Source organism: Massilia sp. BKSP1R2A-1 (assembly GCF_050586525.1).
Classification (GTDB): domain Bacteria; phylum Pseudomonadota; class Gammaproteobacteria; order Burkholderiales; family Burkholderiaceae_D; genus Telluria.
The window spans coordinates 39,580-54,074 of the sequence record NZ_JBOBRE010000009.1 but is presented as its reverse complement, the minus strand read 5'-3'; the positions used below and the strand labels follow the sequence as shown (position 1 = coordinate 54,074).

At 67.1% G+C, this 14,495-nt stretch carries 13 protein-coding genes; 6 read left to right on the top strand and 7 right to left on the bottom strand.

Translation table 11 applies throughout. The features are described 5' to 3' along the window. Positions 1–17: 17 nt before the first annotated feature. Together ACQ7JA_RS15055 and arsC are read right to left on the bottom strand one after the other, a co-directional pair. Complete coding sequence (locus ACQ7JA_RS15055) at positions 18–1,724, bottom strand: diguanylate cyclase (protein ID WP_430899075.1); 1,707 nt, start codon at positions 1,722–1,724, stop codon at positions 18–20. 181 nt (positions 1,725–1,905) lie between these two features. Continuing rightward, a complete protein-coding gene (gene arsC, locus ACQ7JA_RS15050) occupies positions 1,906–2,253 on the bottom strand; it encodes an arsenate reductase (glutaredoxin) (protein WP_430899073.1) in 348 nt (115 codons plus the stop codon). A 197-nt stretch (positions 2,254–2,450) separates the two neighbouring features. Between arsC and ACQ7JA_RS15045 the strand changes: the two genes are divergently transcribed. Continuing rightward, positions 2,451–3,083 carry a 1-acyl-sn-glycerol-3-phosphate acyltransferase gene (locus ACQ7JA_RS15045; protein WP_430899071.1) on the top strand — a complete coding sequence of 211 codons (633 nt, stop codon included), beginning with the start codon at positions 2,451–2,453 and terminating at the stop codon, positions 3,081–3,083. 33 nt (positions 3,084–3,116) lie between these two features. Here ACQ7JA_RS15045 and ACQ7JA_RS15040 read toward each other — a convergent pair whose 3' ends face one another. From ACQ7JA_RS15040 to ACQ7JA_RS15025, 4 genes are all read right to left on the bottom strand, one after another. Beyond that, the gene (locus ACQ7JA_RS15040; protein ID WP_430899069.1) at positions 3,117–4,973 is read right to left on the bottom strand and encodes a DUF1302 domain-containing protein; all 1,857 of its coding nucleotides are present in this window, start codon (positions 4,971–4,973) and stop codon (positions 3,117–3,119) included. A 100-nt stretch (positions 4,974–5,073) separates the two neighbouring features. After that, positions 5,074–5,229, bottom strand: coding sequence for a hypothetical protein (locus ACQ7JA_RS15035; RefSeq protein WP_430899067.1), 156 nt, complete (start codon positions 5,227–5,229; stop codon positions 5,074–5,076). 40 nt (positions 5,230–5,269) lie between these two features. Next, positions 5,270–6,901, bottom strand: coding sequence for a SulP family inorganic anion transporter (locus tag ACQ7JA_RS15030; RefSeq protein WP_430899065.1), 1,632 nt, complete (start codon positions 6,899–6,901; stop codon positions 5,270–5,272). A gap of 59 nt (positions 6,902–6,960) precedes the next feature. Continuing rightward, on the bottom strand, positions 6,961–8,460 hold the full coding sequence (locus tag ACQ7JA_RS15025; RefSeq protein WP_430899063.1) for a diguanylate cyclase: 1,500 nt from the start codon (positions 8,458–8,460) through the stop codon (positions 6,961–6,963). Positions 8,461–8,625: 165 nt separating this feature from the next. Between ACQ7JA_RS15025 and ACQ7JA_RS15020 the strand changes: the two genes are divergently transcribed. The 3 genes from ACQ7JA_RS15020 to ACQ7JA_RS15010 are packed head-to-tail and all read left to right on the top strand — an operon-like array spanning position 8,626 to position 10,938. Further along, the gene (locus ACQ7JA_RS15020; protein WP_430899061.1) at positions 8,626–9,591 is read left to right on the top strand and encodes an SDR family oxidoreductase; all 966 of its coding nucleotides are present in this window, start codon (positions 8,626–8,628) and stop codon (positions 9,589–9,591) included. A 30-nt stretch (positions 9,592–9,621) separates the two neighbouring features. Beyond that, positions 9,622–10,677 (top strand): Ku protein, encoded by a 1,056-nt coding sequence (locus ACQ7JA_RS15015; protein ID WP_430899059.1) that lies wholly within the window; start codon positions 9,622–9,624, stop codon positions 10,675–10,677. A 3-nt stretch (positions 10,678–10,680) separates the two neighbouring features. Continuing rightward, complete coding sequence (locus ACQ7JA_RS15010; protein ID WP_430899057.1) at positions 10,681–10,938, top strand: hypothetical protein; 258 nt, start codon at positions 10,681–10,683, stop codon at positions 10,936–10,938. Positions 10,939–11,197: 259 nt separating this feature from the next. On the opposite strand, the gene ACQ7JA_RS15005 is transcribed toward ACQ7JA_RS15010, so the two are convergent. Further along, positions 11,198–11,323: a hypothetical protein gene (locus ACQ7JA_RS15005; RefSeq protein WP_430899055.1), complete on the bottom strand. Its 126-nt coding sequence runs from the start codon at positions 11,321–11,323 to the stop codon at positions 11,198–11,200. 150 nt (positions 11,324–11,473) lie between these two features. Here ACQ7JA_RS15005 and ACQ7JA_RS15000 point away from each other — a divergent pair, with 150 nt between their 5' ends. Continuing rightward, positions 11,474–12,925: an App1 family protein gene (locus tag ACQ7JA_RS15000; protein ID WP_430899053.1), complete on the top strand. Its 1,452-nt coding sequence runs from the start codon at positions 11,474–11,476 to the stop codon at positions 12,923–12,925. Between the two features lie 99 nt (positions 12,926–13,024). Then, a complete protein-coding gene (locus tag ACQ7JA_RS14995) occupies positions 13,025–14,488 on the top strand; it encodes a catalase (protein ID WP_430899051.1) in 1,464 nt (487 codons plus the stop codon). Positions 14,489–14,495 lie beyond the last annotated feature (7 nt).

The following is a 14,495-nucleotide window of genomic DNA, read 5'->3' as shown; positions in this document are numbered from 1 at the left end:
AAAAAGGGTCTTGCCTCTCAGGCGACCTGGCGGACTGGCGCGGATGCCGCCTCTGCAATCACTACCTTGTTGCGACCAGTCTTCTTCGCAGCATATATGGCGCGATCGGCCGCCTGCAACAAGTCCTGATCGGCGTTACCATGGTCCGGCCACTGGGCCACGCCAAACGAGCCCGATATACCGGAGATGGTCTGGCCTGCATGCTGGATGACGATAGCCGTCAGGGCATTGCGGATCGCCTCCGCGCACTTGGCAGCCTCCTCCGCACCGCAATCCGGCAGCATCAGCACCAGTTCCTCGCCGCCGTAACGACATACCACGTCGCTGGCTCGCACCCGCTGCAGTATGGCGCGGCTGGCAGCCTGCAACACCAGGTCGCCGCCGTCATGGCCATACGTGTCGTTGACCCGCTTGAAGTGATCGAGATCGACCATTACCACCGAGCACGCACTCCGACTGCGCTGGGCGCGCGCCAGTTCGCGCTTGAGCGACTCGTCGAAGAAGCGGCGATTGTACAAGCCGGTAAGCGGGTCCACGGTCGACTGGTGGCGAAGCGTGTCGCGCAGCGACACGTTGCTGACAGCAAGGCTGAGCTGCTCGGCCAGGGTGGCAATATGTGCGTCGTCGACGGACAGGTGCTCGCACCGGTCGCTGGCAATGACCAGCACGCCGATGACGTCGCCTTGGGAAATCATGGGCACGCAAGTCTGGGTGCCATGCTTGTCCAGCCAGACTCCACCATGATCGCAACAGAGATCGTGCTCAAGCGTGGCAACATGTACTTTCCCGAGTCGCAGGCCCCAGCAGTCCCCCCGCGCCAACGTCGGCGGCGCGTCGGTTGCCGCTCCCCAGGAAGCCTTCATTTCCAGGATGTCGCGTGAATTTCGATAAAGATAGACTGCGCCTGAGGTATCCGGCAACAGCTTGCGCAGAAAGATCGGGAGCACGCGTGTCAACTCGGCCGGCGACTTCACGCTATCGAGCGCCTGCAGCATATTGGCCGTCAGTGTCAGCCGATCGGCCCTCACGGCAGACTGCTGAGCCAGCAGTGCATTGCTCTCGGCTAAAGTGCGCGACTGGCGGGCCGACTCCGCGCGCTCGTTCAGGCTCTTGCTGACAATGTAGACCACGGCGACGATCAGGACCAGGCTTGCCAGGCTTGCGCCGACGCCCAGCGCCGAGTTGTAGCCCAAGGTCGCGGTAAGTTCTTCGCGTAACTGGTTTCGGTTCGCCGCCAGGGCCCGCAGCTCGTGCCCGAGCAGCGCGCGCAGTTCGTCCATCAATACCTTGCCACGCTGACTAGCCACCATGTCGAGGGCGGCCTGGGTATCGCCGCCCTTCTTGGCGCGGATGGTCTGATCCATCTCGCGTATCTTCGCGCGGCTCAGCTCGGCGATGCGCGCTACCAGGGCGCCTTCCTTTTCCGAAACCGCAAAACGCTGCAAATCGTCGAGTGCATCGGGAATCCCGGCAACGCCGGCATTGTAAGGGTCCAGAAAGCTGTCGTCGTTACCGATGAGATAACCACGCTGACCGGTTTCCGCATCTTTCAGCAGACTGAGCACGAGGTTATAGGCGCGCTCCTTGCTGGCGCCCTCCTTCAGCGCGTCCAGCGTGATGTTTGCCTGGTGGCTGCTCATGATCGGCAGCGTGGCCAGGCAGGCCACGATGATAATGATCAATATGCCGAAGAGCTTGATGCTTGGGTCGAGTCGCGAAAACATGCTTTTGAGAAATAACGATTTTCACGAATCTTACCTCAGGCCAGTGCCGCCGATCGTCGGAACAGGGGGCTACTATCCGATGTATTCTCGTGACCGACGCCTTTGCCAGCCTTCAATTTCATCGCAAGCTAACGCGCCTGCACAAAGGATGCGTCCCGACGCGCGTATGGGCGGATTGCGCTCACAGAATCTCGCCGACGCGTTCGACGGGACGGCACAGCCGAACCCCTTTTGGCGTGACGACGAAAGGCCTGTTGATCAGGATGGGATGGGCCATCATCGCGTCGAGTAAAGCATCATCGCCGACGCCCGGCGCATCGAGACCCAGTTCCGCATACACCGCCTCCTTGCTGCGAATCGCCTCGCGCACCGTGAGGCCGGACGCGGCGATCATCTCCCGCAGCGCCTCGCGCGACGGCGGCGTGGCCAGGTAGTCGACGACCTGCGGTTCGTGACCGGCTTCGCGGATGGCCGCCAGGGTGTTACGGGAAGTCCCGCAGCGCGGGTTATGGTAAATCGTGATATCCATTGATGTAAGCTCGTCAATATTCCCAGGAATCGGGCGTGGCATTGCTAATTAAACAGCGGCATGATAACCACAGCTCATGACTCCCACCAGCTTTTTTCCTTGTTCGTCTTTCCGCAGCACTATAGAATTCCTCGCTTATTTTTCCGCAGGAAGCGGAAATTGCAGAATAACAATATATAAATCGCGACGGAGAATTGATGGACGATTTCAAGCTGCGCCCCGACAGCCTGCCTACCTGGGGCCAGCGGACCGCCCTGCGCCTGCTCACGCTGGCCGGCTGGGAAGTGCGATACAAGCCCCTGCCGGGCCCCCACGGCATCGCGGTCGTTTATCCGCACACCTCGAACTGGGACTTCCCGGTCGGCCTGCTGGGCAAGTGGGCGATCGGCCTGAAGTTTCGCTGGGTGGCCAAGGACTCGCTGTTCCGTGGCCCGATGGGGACAATCATGCGCTACTGGGGCGGGATCCCGATCGACCGCCGCGCCTCGATGGGCGCCACCCGCCAGCTGGCCCAGACCATGCTGGCAGAAAAATGGTGCTGGATCGGTATCACACCGGAAGGCACGCGTAGCTACCGCCCGCACTGGAAGAGCGGTTTCTACCACCTGGCCACCACCGCCAAGGTCCCGCTGCTGCTGGTCTACATCGACTACGGCACCAAGGTGCTGAGCGTGGTCGACACCCTGACCGTGAGCGGCGACCCTGAAAAGGACATGGCCGCCATTGCCGCCGTCTACGACGGCCGCCAGGCCCTGTACCCGGACCAGGCCGCGCCGATCAAGCTGGCCCCGCCACGCGACCCCTCCGAGCCGCAGCGCCGCCGCGCCTGAGCTTTTCCCTCCGCCTGCCGCCACGCGGCAGGCTCAGAACTTCAGCCCCACCGCGAAGGACGCCGTATCGCGGTCGGCCGCCTGGTGGTAGTCGCCTCCCCATGAAGGCTGGTAGCCCAGCTCCGCCAGGTAGCGCTGGCGGTATTCGAAGCGCAGCGCCAGGTTCATCGACCTGCGTCCTTCACTCAGCAGCAGGTCTCCCGACCACCCTTTCACGTCATGCACGAACAGCAGGCTCGCGCTGGTGGCCAGTTGCGGCGCTGGAAGCGGCAGGCGCGCGTCGAGGCGCAGCCGGTAGCCCCAGGCATTCGGTGTCGCATAGCCGCGCAGGCTGCACTGGCGCGCGGCATCGCCCGTGGTCACGGTGCACTGCCCGTGGATGGGACCGACGCCGAAGATGTCGGCGCGGCCGTAACGCACCACGCTTGCGGCAGGCAGGTCGCGCGCATGCTTGCCCACGAGTTCGGCCGTCCCAGCAAGCCTGAATCCGTCCCACTGCCATTCGCGCCGCGCGCCGAGCTGCGCCTGCCACATCGCATACAGGTCGTAGCCATGGAAGACGCCGCCCGGCGCCACCCCGTTCGCGCGGGCACGCAGCAGCGCGGTTGCCGTCGCGCTGAGAAAAGGCTGCAGCACGTCGCCCGGCGCCAGCATGAAGGGCGCACCGGGACGGTAGGACAGTTCGCCGTAGATGGAGCCGGCGCCCAGCTTGTACGCAAGCGTGAGCGCACTGATGCGCAAGCCTTCCGGGTACTCGGTGAAATAGGCCATATTGCGCCCATCCGGGTCGCCGGCGATCAGGGCGGGCCCGCCCGGGCGGCCCGAGCGCCGCAGGCTGGGCAGGGCGTTGCGGGCGTTGTAGCGCGCGTGAAAAAGGCCGACCTCGAGCTCCGTCCCGTGCGGGCGCCAGGTAACACCGACGCCGAATTCGCCGGCGTCCGGATGCGGTGTCGGCAGGCGTTTCTGGTAGGCGCCCAGCGGCAGCCGCGCGCGGTCGCTGACAATGGGCTGCCCCGACATCACCTTGTCGCAGCCGTCGACCAGGTAGTCGCTCATCGACCAGAGCGTTCCGCAGACGTCCAGCGTGGAGGGACGAAAGTCGGGCTGGTAAAACGCTTCCACGCCGAATCCGGCCGCCGGTTCGAGACGCCCGAACAGCATCGGACGCGGCACCACGGTCTCGGCCTGGACGGCCGCGGCCCGGTGCAGGCCGGGGGCATCGCGCGGATTGAGCGCTTCCAGTCCGCCCGGCGTGAGCGCGCGTTCGCCCCAGGCGAGCGTCTGCTGGCCCAGGCGCAGGGTCAAGGGCAGCGCGGCCGGCATGAAGCGTCCCTGCACCCAGGCGTCCAGCACGGCCACGCCGGAAAAGCGCGAACGCCGCGGCGCCCCGCTGTCCGACAGGGGCGCGCCGGCCGCATAGCCGTTCGGCACATTGCCCCATGGCCGGCCGTCGCGGTTCATGCCGGCATCGTGCCAGGCCTTGGCGCGCAACAGGCCGGACCAGCTGCCCTGCACGGCCGAGACCTCGACGATCGCCTTGACGGCGCGCGAGACCGCGTCGCCTTTGTCGTAGTTGGTATTGGCGTCGTCCGCATTGCCGCCGCTGCCGAGGCCCGGCAGGCCGATGGCGGCGGCATTCACGCGACTCAGCAAATGGGGATCGCGTTCCTGGACCCGCACGATGTGGCCAGCCATGATGCGGCCGCTGGCCTTGACGTCGGCGGCCTGCGCGGGGCTGGAAAACAGGACGGCGCCGCTGCCGGCGAATGCGCCGGCCAGCGCGGCCGCGAACATCGTGGGCAGCAGGCCTTGCGCCCGGGGCGGCCTCGCAATGGTGCCGGCCGCGCGCCAGCTGGCGAACCGGGTCGCCGGTGTCTCGTGTCGGGTCATCCCTGCCCTTTTTCTTATGCGGCCTGTCGATGTGGCCCCATGCAGGTCGCGTAGGAACAATCCTACGTCGCGGGATGTGTCGCGTCAATACACCTGCATCTCAGCCGCGTTGCTTACGCGACAGCAGACGTTTCCAGCCCAGCAGTTCACTGAGAGCGCCCGCCAGTATCGGGAGCCCGGCATGTTGCTGCTCGCCGAGCACATAGAGGGTCATCGCGGCGCCAAAGCAGCCCAGCGTGAAAAGATGGTGACGCATCGTATTTCTCCTGATGGTGAAGCGAACAGGGAATCCGCCGTCATTGAACCAGGTCGTCCCAGGCCATGGCCGCGCTCAGGTAGAGCCGGCCGCTCAGGTTCTGCAATAGATCGCTTTGCTTGAGCCTGTCCATCACCGGCCCCTTGACCTCGGCCAGGTGCAGCAACACGCCGCGCTGGCGCAGCGAGGCATTCAGTTCCCTCAGCCCGAACAGGGCCGAGGTGTCGATCGCATTCACGGCCGACAGCACCAGCACCAGGTGGCGCGTGGCCGGATGCGCCGCGAGTTCGTCCTCGATGCGCTCGTTCACCGCTTCCACATTGCCGAAGAAGAGACCGGCGTCGACCCGCAGCATCAGGAGGCCAGGCGCGGTCGCAGCCGAATAGCGGTCGATATTGCGGAAGTGCTCGGTGCCCGCGATGCGCCCCAGCACTGCGATGTGCGGCCGGCTGGCGCGCCAGATCAGGGCGCCCATCGACAGCGCCACGCCGACCACCACGCCCGCCTCCACGCCCAGGCCCAGCACCCCGGCCGCCGTGGCCACCAGTGCCGCCGCGTCGGCGCGATCGTAGTGCCAGGCGGTGCGCAGCAGCGACAGGTCGAGCATGCCGAGCACCGCGACGATGATGGTGGCCGCCAGCACCGGCAGCGGCAGCAGCGCCAGCCAGCCGTTGGGGGCGACGAGGGCCACGCCGAGAAGCACCGCCGTGATGACGCTGGCCAGCTGGCTGTTGGCGCCGGCCGCGAAGTTGACCGCCGAGCGCGAGATGCTGCCGGTGACCGGAAAGCCGCCGCTCAGCGCGCTGCCGATGTTCGCCGCGCCCAGGCCCACCAGTTCCGCATTGCTGGCCAGCTTCTCGCCGCGCTTGAGCGCCAGGGTCTGGGCGCCGGACATGCTGATCAAGAAGATCATGAAGCCGATCAGGAGCGCCGGCTGCAGCAGGGCCTGCCAGTGCGCGCTGGAGGTCGCCAGGTTCAGGCCCGGCAGCCCGCCCGAGACCGCGCCGGTGGTGGCCACGCCCTGCGCATCCAGGCCAAGCGCCGCCACCAGGGCCAGGGAGCCGAGCACCACGGCCATCGGGGCCAGCTTGGCGCCGACGTCGGCCGCCACCGGGGGCAGCCTGAGGCGACGCAAGGTCCCCGCCATGAACTGGCGCGCCCACACGAGGATCGCCAGCGCGCCCAGCCCGAACAGCGCGCTCGGCAAGTGGATATCGGGCAGCTTGCCGCCCAGCAGAACCGGCAGCTGCCCCCAGCTGATCAGGATCGCCGAGCCGATGGTGAAGCCGCTCATCACGGGGCGGGAAAAGAAGTTGGCCAGGAAGCCGATGCGCAGCAGGCCGCAGGCCAGCAGCACCACGCCGGACAGGACCGCCAGCTGGGCCGCCAGCACCCCGTAGAGCGCGCTGCCGGGCGCGGCCAGCGGCGCCAGGCTGGAGGCCGTCATCAGGGAGATGATCGCCATCGGCCCGACCGATTGCGTGCTGCTGGTGCCGAACAGCGCATACAGGAGCGGCGGCAAAATGCTGGCGTAGATGCCGACCACGGGCGGCAGGCCGGCCACCAGGGCGTAGGCCATGCCTTGGGGGATCATCATCATGGCGACGACGATGCCGGCGCTGATATCGCCGGGCAGCATCGCGCGCCGGTAGTGCCGAAGCCAGGAGAGCATGGGATATTGCTTGCTAGAAAAGCTGCCAGCCTACCACAGGGCAGCGCCGGCGGGGCCGCTCACTGCATCGCCAGTTCGACGCAGTTGCGGCCGGCCCGCTTGGCGCGCGCCAGCGCGGCATTGACGCGCACGGCGAGGGAGTCGCCCGATTCGGTCTCCCCCAACTGGGCCACGCCCAGGCTGATGGTCACATGGTCGCAACCCGGAATCTCGGCGGCCTCGATGGCGGCGCGCAGCTTCTCGGCCATCTTGAGGCCGTCGATCGCGCTGGTGTGCGGTGCGATCACCTGGAATTCCTCGCCGCCCGAGCGCACCAGCACGTCGCTCGAGCGCAGCAAGGCGCGCGCGGTATCGGCCACGGTGCGCAGCGCCACGTCGCCGACCGGGTGGCCGAAGCTGTCGTTGATGTTGCGGAAGCGGTCGATGTCGAAGGCGATCAGGGCCAGCGGCACCCGGTAGCGGCGCGCGCGCCGGATCTCCTGCTCCATCAGGAATTCGCCGTGGCGGCGGTTGGCCACGCCCGTGAGGGCGTCGAGCGTGGCCAGCTGGGTGACGCGGCCGAGCAGCTCCTCGCTCTCGCGCATCAGTTCCGCCATGCGCAAGCCGAAGGCGGCCAGCTGCGCCAGGTCGTCGAAGGCCGCCAGCTGGGCATGCGAGAACGCCCGGCGTTCGCCGAACATCAGGCACAGGGCGCCGCGCGGGGCGCCCGGGCCCGAGGCCGGAATCGGCAGGCCCAGCACCATCGCGACGCCGTGCGCGCGCAGGGTCGCGGCAAGCTCCGCTTCGCCGGCCTTGTCAGGCGCATCGAGCAGCGCGGTCTCGCCGCTGGCTGCCGCCAGCAGGCCGGGGAAGGCGTGGCGCAGGGGCGACTGAAGCAGGCGCTCGCCCCGTCCCAGCACGGCAAGCAGGTCGAGGCCGCGTGCGCCCGGCAGGAAGGCCGGCTGGCTGGATTGCGCTTCCAGGCGCAGGTCCTTCCCTTCGCGCAGCTGGAACATCGACGCATGCACCACGCCCGGCCAGCCCAGCAGCGCCACGCACAGGCGCTCGGCGAAGCGGATGCTGTCGTCGGCCTCCGCCAGCGCCTGCTGGGCGTCGGAACGGACGCCCAGCAGCGCCGCCAGTTCTTCTTCCACCGGCGTGGCCGCGCCGGCAGTCGCGAAGCCGGCGCGCAGGCGGGCCGCGACTTCCTCGCGCAGCTGTTCTGGAGTCAGCGGGCCGATCACGTACTGCAGCGGGCCATGCGCCATCAGGGAAGGCAGCCAGCGCGCATTCGTGAAGGGGCACAGCACCAGCACCGGCGCGCCATTGCGCCGCGCGACCAGGTCGGCCAGGAGCGGCAGGTCGATGCCCGGCTCGAAGCGCTCGAGGTCCAGCACCAGCACGTCCGCCGTGTCGGCGTCCAGCATCGCGCCGGCTTCCTCGATGCCGCCGGCGACACGCAGGCCGTCGAACAGCGCGCCGCAGGCCTGCTGGAAATCGATGCGGCGCTGGCCGACCGGATTGAGGTACAGGCCCGACACGGGCTCCGGCTGTGTGTGCGCACCTTCCTGCTGGGACATCCTTTTCTCCCTGACAAGCAAATTCTGAACAAAACGCTCGCAAGTTTGCCATAAAAGCCATCGATGGAGGACGACCATGCCGCCTGTGTGTGGAAGCGCACCGTCGCAGCCGAGGCGCGCGGTGAATACTCTCCCGGTCGATTGAAACGTTCATGGGAGTATGTGATGGCAAATCAGGATGAGGTGGCGAACAAGCAGAAGGCAATCCAGAGCCGCCAGGACCGGAAGGACGCGAGCATGCAGAAGGCGGAAAGCGACGAGGCCGCCCAGACCGGCATCCCCCAGCCGGCGCCGCCGTTCCCGGAACAGCACCTGGCCAAGCCCGGCATCGAGGCCGAGATGGAACTCAAGCCGAAGTTCATGGCCGAACAGTACAAGGGCAGCGGCAAGCTGGAGGGCATGAGCGCCATCGTCACCGGCGCCGACTCCGGCATCGGCCGCGCGGTCGCGGTGCTGTTCGCGCGCGAAGGCGCGGACGTCGCCGTGATGTACCTGAACGAACACGAGGACGCCGCCGAAACCAGGCGCTGCATCGAGGCCGAGGGCCGCCGCTGCATCACCATTCCCGGCGACGTCAAGGACGCCGCCTTCTGCAACGAGGCGGTAGAAAAGGTGGTGGCCGAATTCGGGCGCCTGGACATTCTGGTCAACAACGCCGCCTTCCAGGAGCATGCCGGCTCGCTGCTGGACATCACGGAAGAACGCCTGGACGAAACCTTCCGCACCAATATCTACGGCTACTTCCACATGGCGCGCGCCGCCCTCCCCCACCTGAAGCGCGGCGCTTCGATCATCAACACCGGCTCGGTGACGGGCCTGAAGGGCTCGAAGCAGCTGCTCGACTACTCGAGCACCAAGGGCGCCATCCACGCCTTCACCATGTCGCTCGCCGCGAGCCTGCTGGACCAGGGCATCCGCGTCAACTGCGTGGCCCCGGGCCCCGTGTGGACGCCGCTGAACCCGGCCGACCAGTCGCCCGAGAAGATCAAGGAGTTCGGCGCCAGCACCACCTTCGGCCGTGCGGCCCAGCCGGAAGAACTGTCGCCGGCCTATGTGTTCCTGGCCTCGCCGGTGTGCTCGGGCTACATCACCGGCATCATCCTGCCGGTGACGGGCAAGGTCGGCGAATAAGGCTCACGCACACACCATAAGGAGACTTCCATGCCACGCAGCATGTGGAAAGGCGCCATCAGTTTCGGCCTGGTGCACATTCCGGTCGATATGTACCCGGCCGTCGACAGCAAGGGGCTGGACCTCACCATGCTGGACCGGCGCGACTTTTCGCCGGTCGGGTTCAAGCGCTACAACAAGGGCAACGGCAAGGAAGTCTCCTGGGACGACATCGTCAAGGGCTATGAATACACCAGCGGCGAATACGTCGTGCTGTCCGACGAGGACCTGCACCGCGCCAATCCGGAGGCGACCCAGACCATCGACATCGTGGCTTTCGTCGACGCCGAGGACGTATCGCTGCTCTACTTCGAGCAGCCCTACTACCTCGCTCCCGGCAAGGGCGGCGACAAGGTCTACGCCCTGCTGCGCGAGACCCTGCGCAAGGCGGGCAAGATCGGCATCGCGCGCGTCGTCATCCGCGTCAAGCAGCACCTGGCGGCCCTGGTCTGCGTGGGCGACACCATCGTGATGAACACCCTGCGCTATGCCGACGAGATCCGCGACGCGGGCGACCTCAAGATTCCGGCAAAGAACGACAGGAAGGTGGCCGTCACCGACAAGGAGCTCAAGATGGCGATGGCCCTGGTCCAGGGCATGGCCGAGGACTGGGACCCCGGGCAGTACCACGACACCTACCGCGAAGACGTGCTGGCCCTGATCGAGAAGAAGGTCAAGGCGCACCAGACCAAGACCATCACCATGCCCGAGAAGGGCGAACCGAAGCGCGAGACCGGCAAGGTCATCGACCTGGTCTCGCTGCTTCAGGCCAGCCTGGGCAAGAAGCCGGGCAAGGCCTCGGCGGACGACGACGATGACGACGAACCGCCACCGAAGAAGCGCCGCCCCGCCAGCGAGGACGACGAGGACGCGGAAGAAGCACCGCCGCCCCGCCGCAAGACCGCCGCGCACGGCAGCGACCGGGTCGCGGCCAGCGGCGCGGCGCCCAAGCGCAAGACGGCGAGCAAGGCCGCGGCGAAACCGCCGGCCAAGAAAGCGGCCGCCAAATCGACGGCCGCTCCCGCGCGGCGCAGGAAGGCGGCCTAGCGAATGGATGAATTTATCGACTTCCTGCAGTGGCCGGCGATGCTGGTCACCCTGCTGGCCGCCTACCTGATCGGCTCCACCAATCCCAGGCGCCGTGTGTTCGGCTTCTGCACCTTCATCGTCAGCAACCTCCTCTGGATCGTCTGGGGCGTGCATGACGAAGCCTGGGCCCTGATCGCGCTGCAGACCGCGCTGATGGTGACGAATATCCGCGGGATCTTCAAGAACGACCATTCCGGCAAAGCGAACGAATCCGCGTGACGTGGGCCTCGCGCGATGCCCGCCAGCCGAGCGCCGCTTCGATGTGGCGGCGGTAGGCGGTGTCGATATGGGCCGGCGTGCAGCGCACGTCCCTGCCCGGGATGCTGCCGCTCCAGTCCGACCGTGCCGGCGTGATCTTCTCCCGTGCGCCGACCATGGCGCGCGCGGCCACCAGGTCCCCGGTATCGACATACGCCCAGCAAGTCGCCTGCAGGCGCGCGCCTTCACAGCACCAGCGCGACCTCCGGGCTGTCGTCGCTCACGGGCAGGAATTCGAGCGGCAGGCGCGGGCCGCCGGGATGCCAGCCGGATGCCAGCCGGATGCCAGTTTCAGGGGACCGGGCTTCCACAGCAAGGAGCCCCAGGCGATGCAGACGATGTTCATGGCGGTATCCTGTGGTTGGCGCAGTCTAGCCTCCCATGGATTTACGCCGAGCACGGCTGGCCGCCCCGCCTTTGCCCCGTCGCCGAAGCGTGCGTGGCGATCGCGTCCCGTGCGCGATACTGGCGTGATGTTCATGCCAAGGACCCAGCGATGCCCCAGACAGCCATGCCCTTCCTCGTACTGACCCGCGCCGGCTACGACGACATCGCCGGACGCGTCGACCTCGGCAAGGCGGCCCTCTACCTGAACCCCGGCCTGCTGACCGAACACGAGATCGCGCAGCTGCGCGAGCGCGGCACGGCGGTCCATGTGATGGCCACGCCCGTCGACCCCGGCAATGTGCGCGAGATGCAGCAAGCCCTGCTCCTGACGCGCAACGAACGCGGCAGCGTCTGGGTCGAACGCGGCGCGCCGCGCACCGGCAGTTATGTCGACAAGGTGCAGCGCCCCCAGGCGCCGGTCGTGTCGACCACGCCGCTGCGCACGCGCCTGGCGCGCACCGCCGGCGCGGTCGCAAGCGGCATGCTGCGCCGCCTGCGTTCGCCGGAACAGGGGCGCGCCCTGATGGCCGTGCCCTACCTCGGCTTCGGCAACGCGCGGCGCATCTGGCTCAAGGGCCGCCTGCTGGACGAATACGGTTTTCGCGAACAGAGCGTGGCGGACAGCGGCTGGGCCAACCTGGTGGCCCTCTACCAGCGCCTCGAGTCCGACGAGGTGGCCGACGCCCGTGTGCTGGCCACCTTCCAGGGCCGGACGGTGGAGGCGCGCACCGACCGCGGCGGCTACTTCTCCTTCGATATCGCCCTGGACGCCGAGCTGGCAGGCGGCATGCATGCGGTGGAGCTCGCCTTCCCCGACAACGTCCAGCCCGACGGCCAGTCCCTGCGCGCGGCCGCCACCATCATGGTCCCGGCGCCGACGGCCCGCTTAGGCATCATCAGCGACATCGACGACACGGTCCTGTGGACCAACGTCACCAACAAGCTGAACATGGCCCTGATGCTGGCCCGCACCAACCACCACACCCGCAAGCCCTTCAAGGGCGTGGCCGGCTTTTATCGCGCCCTGCGCGACGGCGCGGGCGGGAGCGAGAACAACCCGATGTTCTACGTCTCGAGCAGCCCCTGGCACCTGTACGGGCCGCTGGTCGAGTTCCTCAAGCTGCAGGACATCCCGCTCGGCCCCCTGCTGCTGCGCGAGCTGAGCGTGCGCCAGGTACTCAAGATCAACGAGCACGGCAACCACAAGCTGGAGCAGATCGAGCGCATCCTGGGCTTCTATCCGGAGATGCAATTCGTCCTGATCGGCGACAGCGGCGAGCAGGATCCGGAAATCTACACCGAGGTCGTGCGCCGGCACCCGGGGGCGGTGCGCATGATCTACATCCGCAACGTCAACCCCGACCCTTCGCGCATCGACGCCCTCGACCGCCTGATCGAGGAAGTCAGCGCCACCGGCATCCAGCTGGTGCTCTCGCCCGACAGCGTGTTCGCCGCCTCGCACGCGGCGGCCGAGGGCCTGATTGCCGTCGACCGCCTGGGCGCGGTGCGACTGGACAAGCGCGAGGACGACACGGCCGCCCCTGCAAGTTCTGGATTATGAAAAACTATTGGATGGATAGAATCAATCAACTTTTATAATTGCTCGGCAGCACCTAGAATCTCTTCCATTGCCAGTTCACACAGAAAGAGGAGATTCCCGATGCGCCAACCCCGCCTGACCACCGCCTCCGGCATCCCGGTCGCCGACAACCAGAATTCGCTCAGCGCCGGCCCGCGCGGCCCGCTGCTGCTGCAGGACTTCCACCTGATCGAGAAGCTCCAGCATTTCAACCGCGAGCGCATCCCCGAGCGCGTCGTGCACGCCAAGGGATCCGGCGCCTATGGCACCTTCACGGTCACCCATGACCTGCGTCCCTTCACCAAGGCGAAACTGTTCTCGGAAGTCGGCAAGCAGACCCCGGTCTTCCTGCGTTTCTCGACGGTCGGCGGCGAAAAAGGCAGCGCCGACACCGAGCGCGACCCGCGCGGTTTCGCCCTGCGCTTCTATACCGAGGAAGGCAACTGGGACCTGGTCGGCAACAACACCCCGATCTTCTTCATCAAGGACCCGATCAAGTTCCCGGACTTCATCCACACCCAGAAGCGCGACCCGCAAAGCAACCTGAAGTCGGCCAACATGATGTTCGACTTCTGGAGCAATGCGCCGGAAAGCCTGCACCAGGTGACGATCCTGTTCTCGGATCGCGGCACCCCGGACGGCTACCGCCACATGGACGGCTTCGGCAGCCACACCTATAGCCTGATCAACGAAGCCGGCGACCGCGTCTACGTGAAGTGGCACTTCAAGACCCGCCAGGGCATCAAAAACCTGAGCGCGGCTGACGCTGCCCGCATCGCCGGCACGGACCCCGACCACGCCCAGCGCGACCTGTTCGAGGCGATCGCGCGCCAGGACTTCCCGCAGTGGGACGTGAAGGTGCAGGTCGCGAGCGCGCAGCAACTGGCAGACTGGGAACAGCGCACCGGCTGGAATCCGTTCGACCTGACCAAGGTCTGGCCGCACGGCGACTTCCCGATGCTGCAGGTGGGCGTATTGGAGCTGAACCGCAACCCGGACAACTACCATGCCGAGGTCGAGCAGGCCGCCTTCTCGCCCGCCAACGTCCCGCCGGGCATGGGCTACTCGCCGGACAAGATGCTGCAGGGCCGCCTGTTCGCCTACCACGACGCCCAGCTCTACCGCGTCGGCACCAACCACCAGCACCTGCCGGTGAACGCCCCGCGCTGCCCCTTCCACAACCAGCAGCGCGACGGCGCGATGGCGATCGCCAACGGCGGCGCGGCGAAGAACTATGCGACCGTCGACTCGGAGGGCCGCGGGGCGCTGGGCATGGGCCACGGCGAGCCGGAGCTGCCGATCACGGGCGATGCGGGCCGCTACGACTTCCGCGGCATGGAAGACGACACCACCCAGGCCGGCAACCTGTTCCGCCTGATGACGCAGCAAGAGCGCCAGAACCTGTGCGACAACCTGGCGGGGCCGCTGTCCACCGTGGACGAGGACATCCTGCGGCGCCAGCTGCGGCACTTCGACAAGGCCGACCCGGCCTACGGACGCGGAGTGCGGGCCTCGCTCAAGGCGCTCGGCCGCAACGCCGACTGATGCAAGT

What these genes read in the sequence shown, in the direction of transcription:
- arsC (WP_430899073.1), bottom strand. Translation starts at nt 2,253, where the DNA reads ATGGATATCACGATTTACCATAACCCGCGCTGCGGGACTTCCCGTAAC.
- ACQ7JA_RS15045 (WP_430899071.1), top strand. Translation starts at nt 2,451, where the DNA reads ATGGACGATTTCAAGCTGCGCCCCGACAGCCTGCCTACCTGGGGCCAG.
- ACQ7JA_RS15005 (WP_430899055.1), bottom strand. Translation starts at nt 11,323, where the DNA reads ATGAACATCGTCTGCATCGCCTGGGGCTCCTTGCTGTGGAAGCCCGGT.
- ACQ7JA_RS15035 (WP_430899067.1), bottom strand. Translation starts at nt 5,229, where the DNA reads ATGCGTCACCATCTTTTCACGCTGGGCTGCTTTGGCGCCGCGATGACC.
- ACQ7JA_RS15055 (WP_430899075.1), bottom strand. Translation starts at nt 1,724, where the DNA reads ATGTTTTCGCGACTCGACCCAAGCATCAAGCTCTTCGGCATATTGATC.
- ACQ7JA_RS15010 (WP_430899057.1), top strand. Translation starts at nt 10,681, where the DNA reads ATGGATGAATTTATCGACTTCCTGCAGTGGCCGGCGATGCTGGTCACC.
- ACQ7JA_RS15025 (WP_430899063.1), bottom strand. Translation starts at nt 8,460, where the DNA reads ATGTCCCAGCAGGAAGGTGCGCACACACAGCCGGAGCCCGTGTCGGGC.
- ACQ7JA_RS14995 (WP_430899051.1), top strand. Translation starts at nt 13,025, where the DNA reads ATGCGCCAACCCCGCCTGACCACCGCCTCCGGCATCCCGGTCGCCGAC.
- ACQ7JA_RS15030 (WP_430899065.1), bottom strand. Translation starts at nt 6,901, where the DNA reads ATGCTCTCCTGGCTTCGGCACTACCGGCGCGCGATGCTGCCCGGCGAT.
- ACQ7JA_RS15015 (WP_430899059.1), top strand. Translation starts at nt 9,622, where the DNA reads ATGCCACGCAGCATGTGGAAAGGCGCCATCAGTTTCGGCCTGGTGCAC.
- ACQ7JA_RS15020 (WP_430899061.1), top strand. Translation starts at nt 8,626, where the DNA reads ATGGCAAATCAGGATGAGGTGGCGAACAAGCAGAAGGCAATCCAGAGC.
- ACQ7JA_RS15040 (WP_430899069.1), bottom strand. Translation starts at nt 4,973, where the DNA reads ATGACCCGACACGAGACACCGGCGACCCGGTTCGCCAGCTGGCGCGCG.
- ACQ7JA_RS15000 (WP_430899053.1), top strand. Translation starts at nt 11,474, where the DNA reads ATGCCCCAGACAGCCATGCCCTTCCTCGTACTGACCCGCGCCGGCTAC.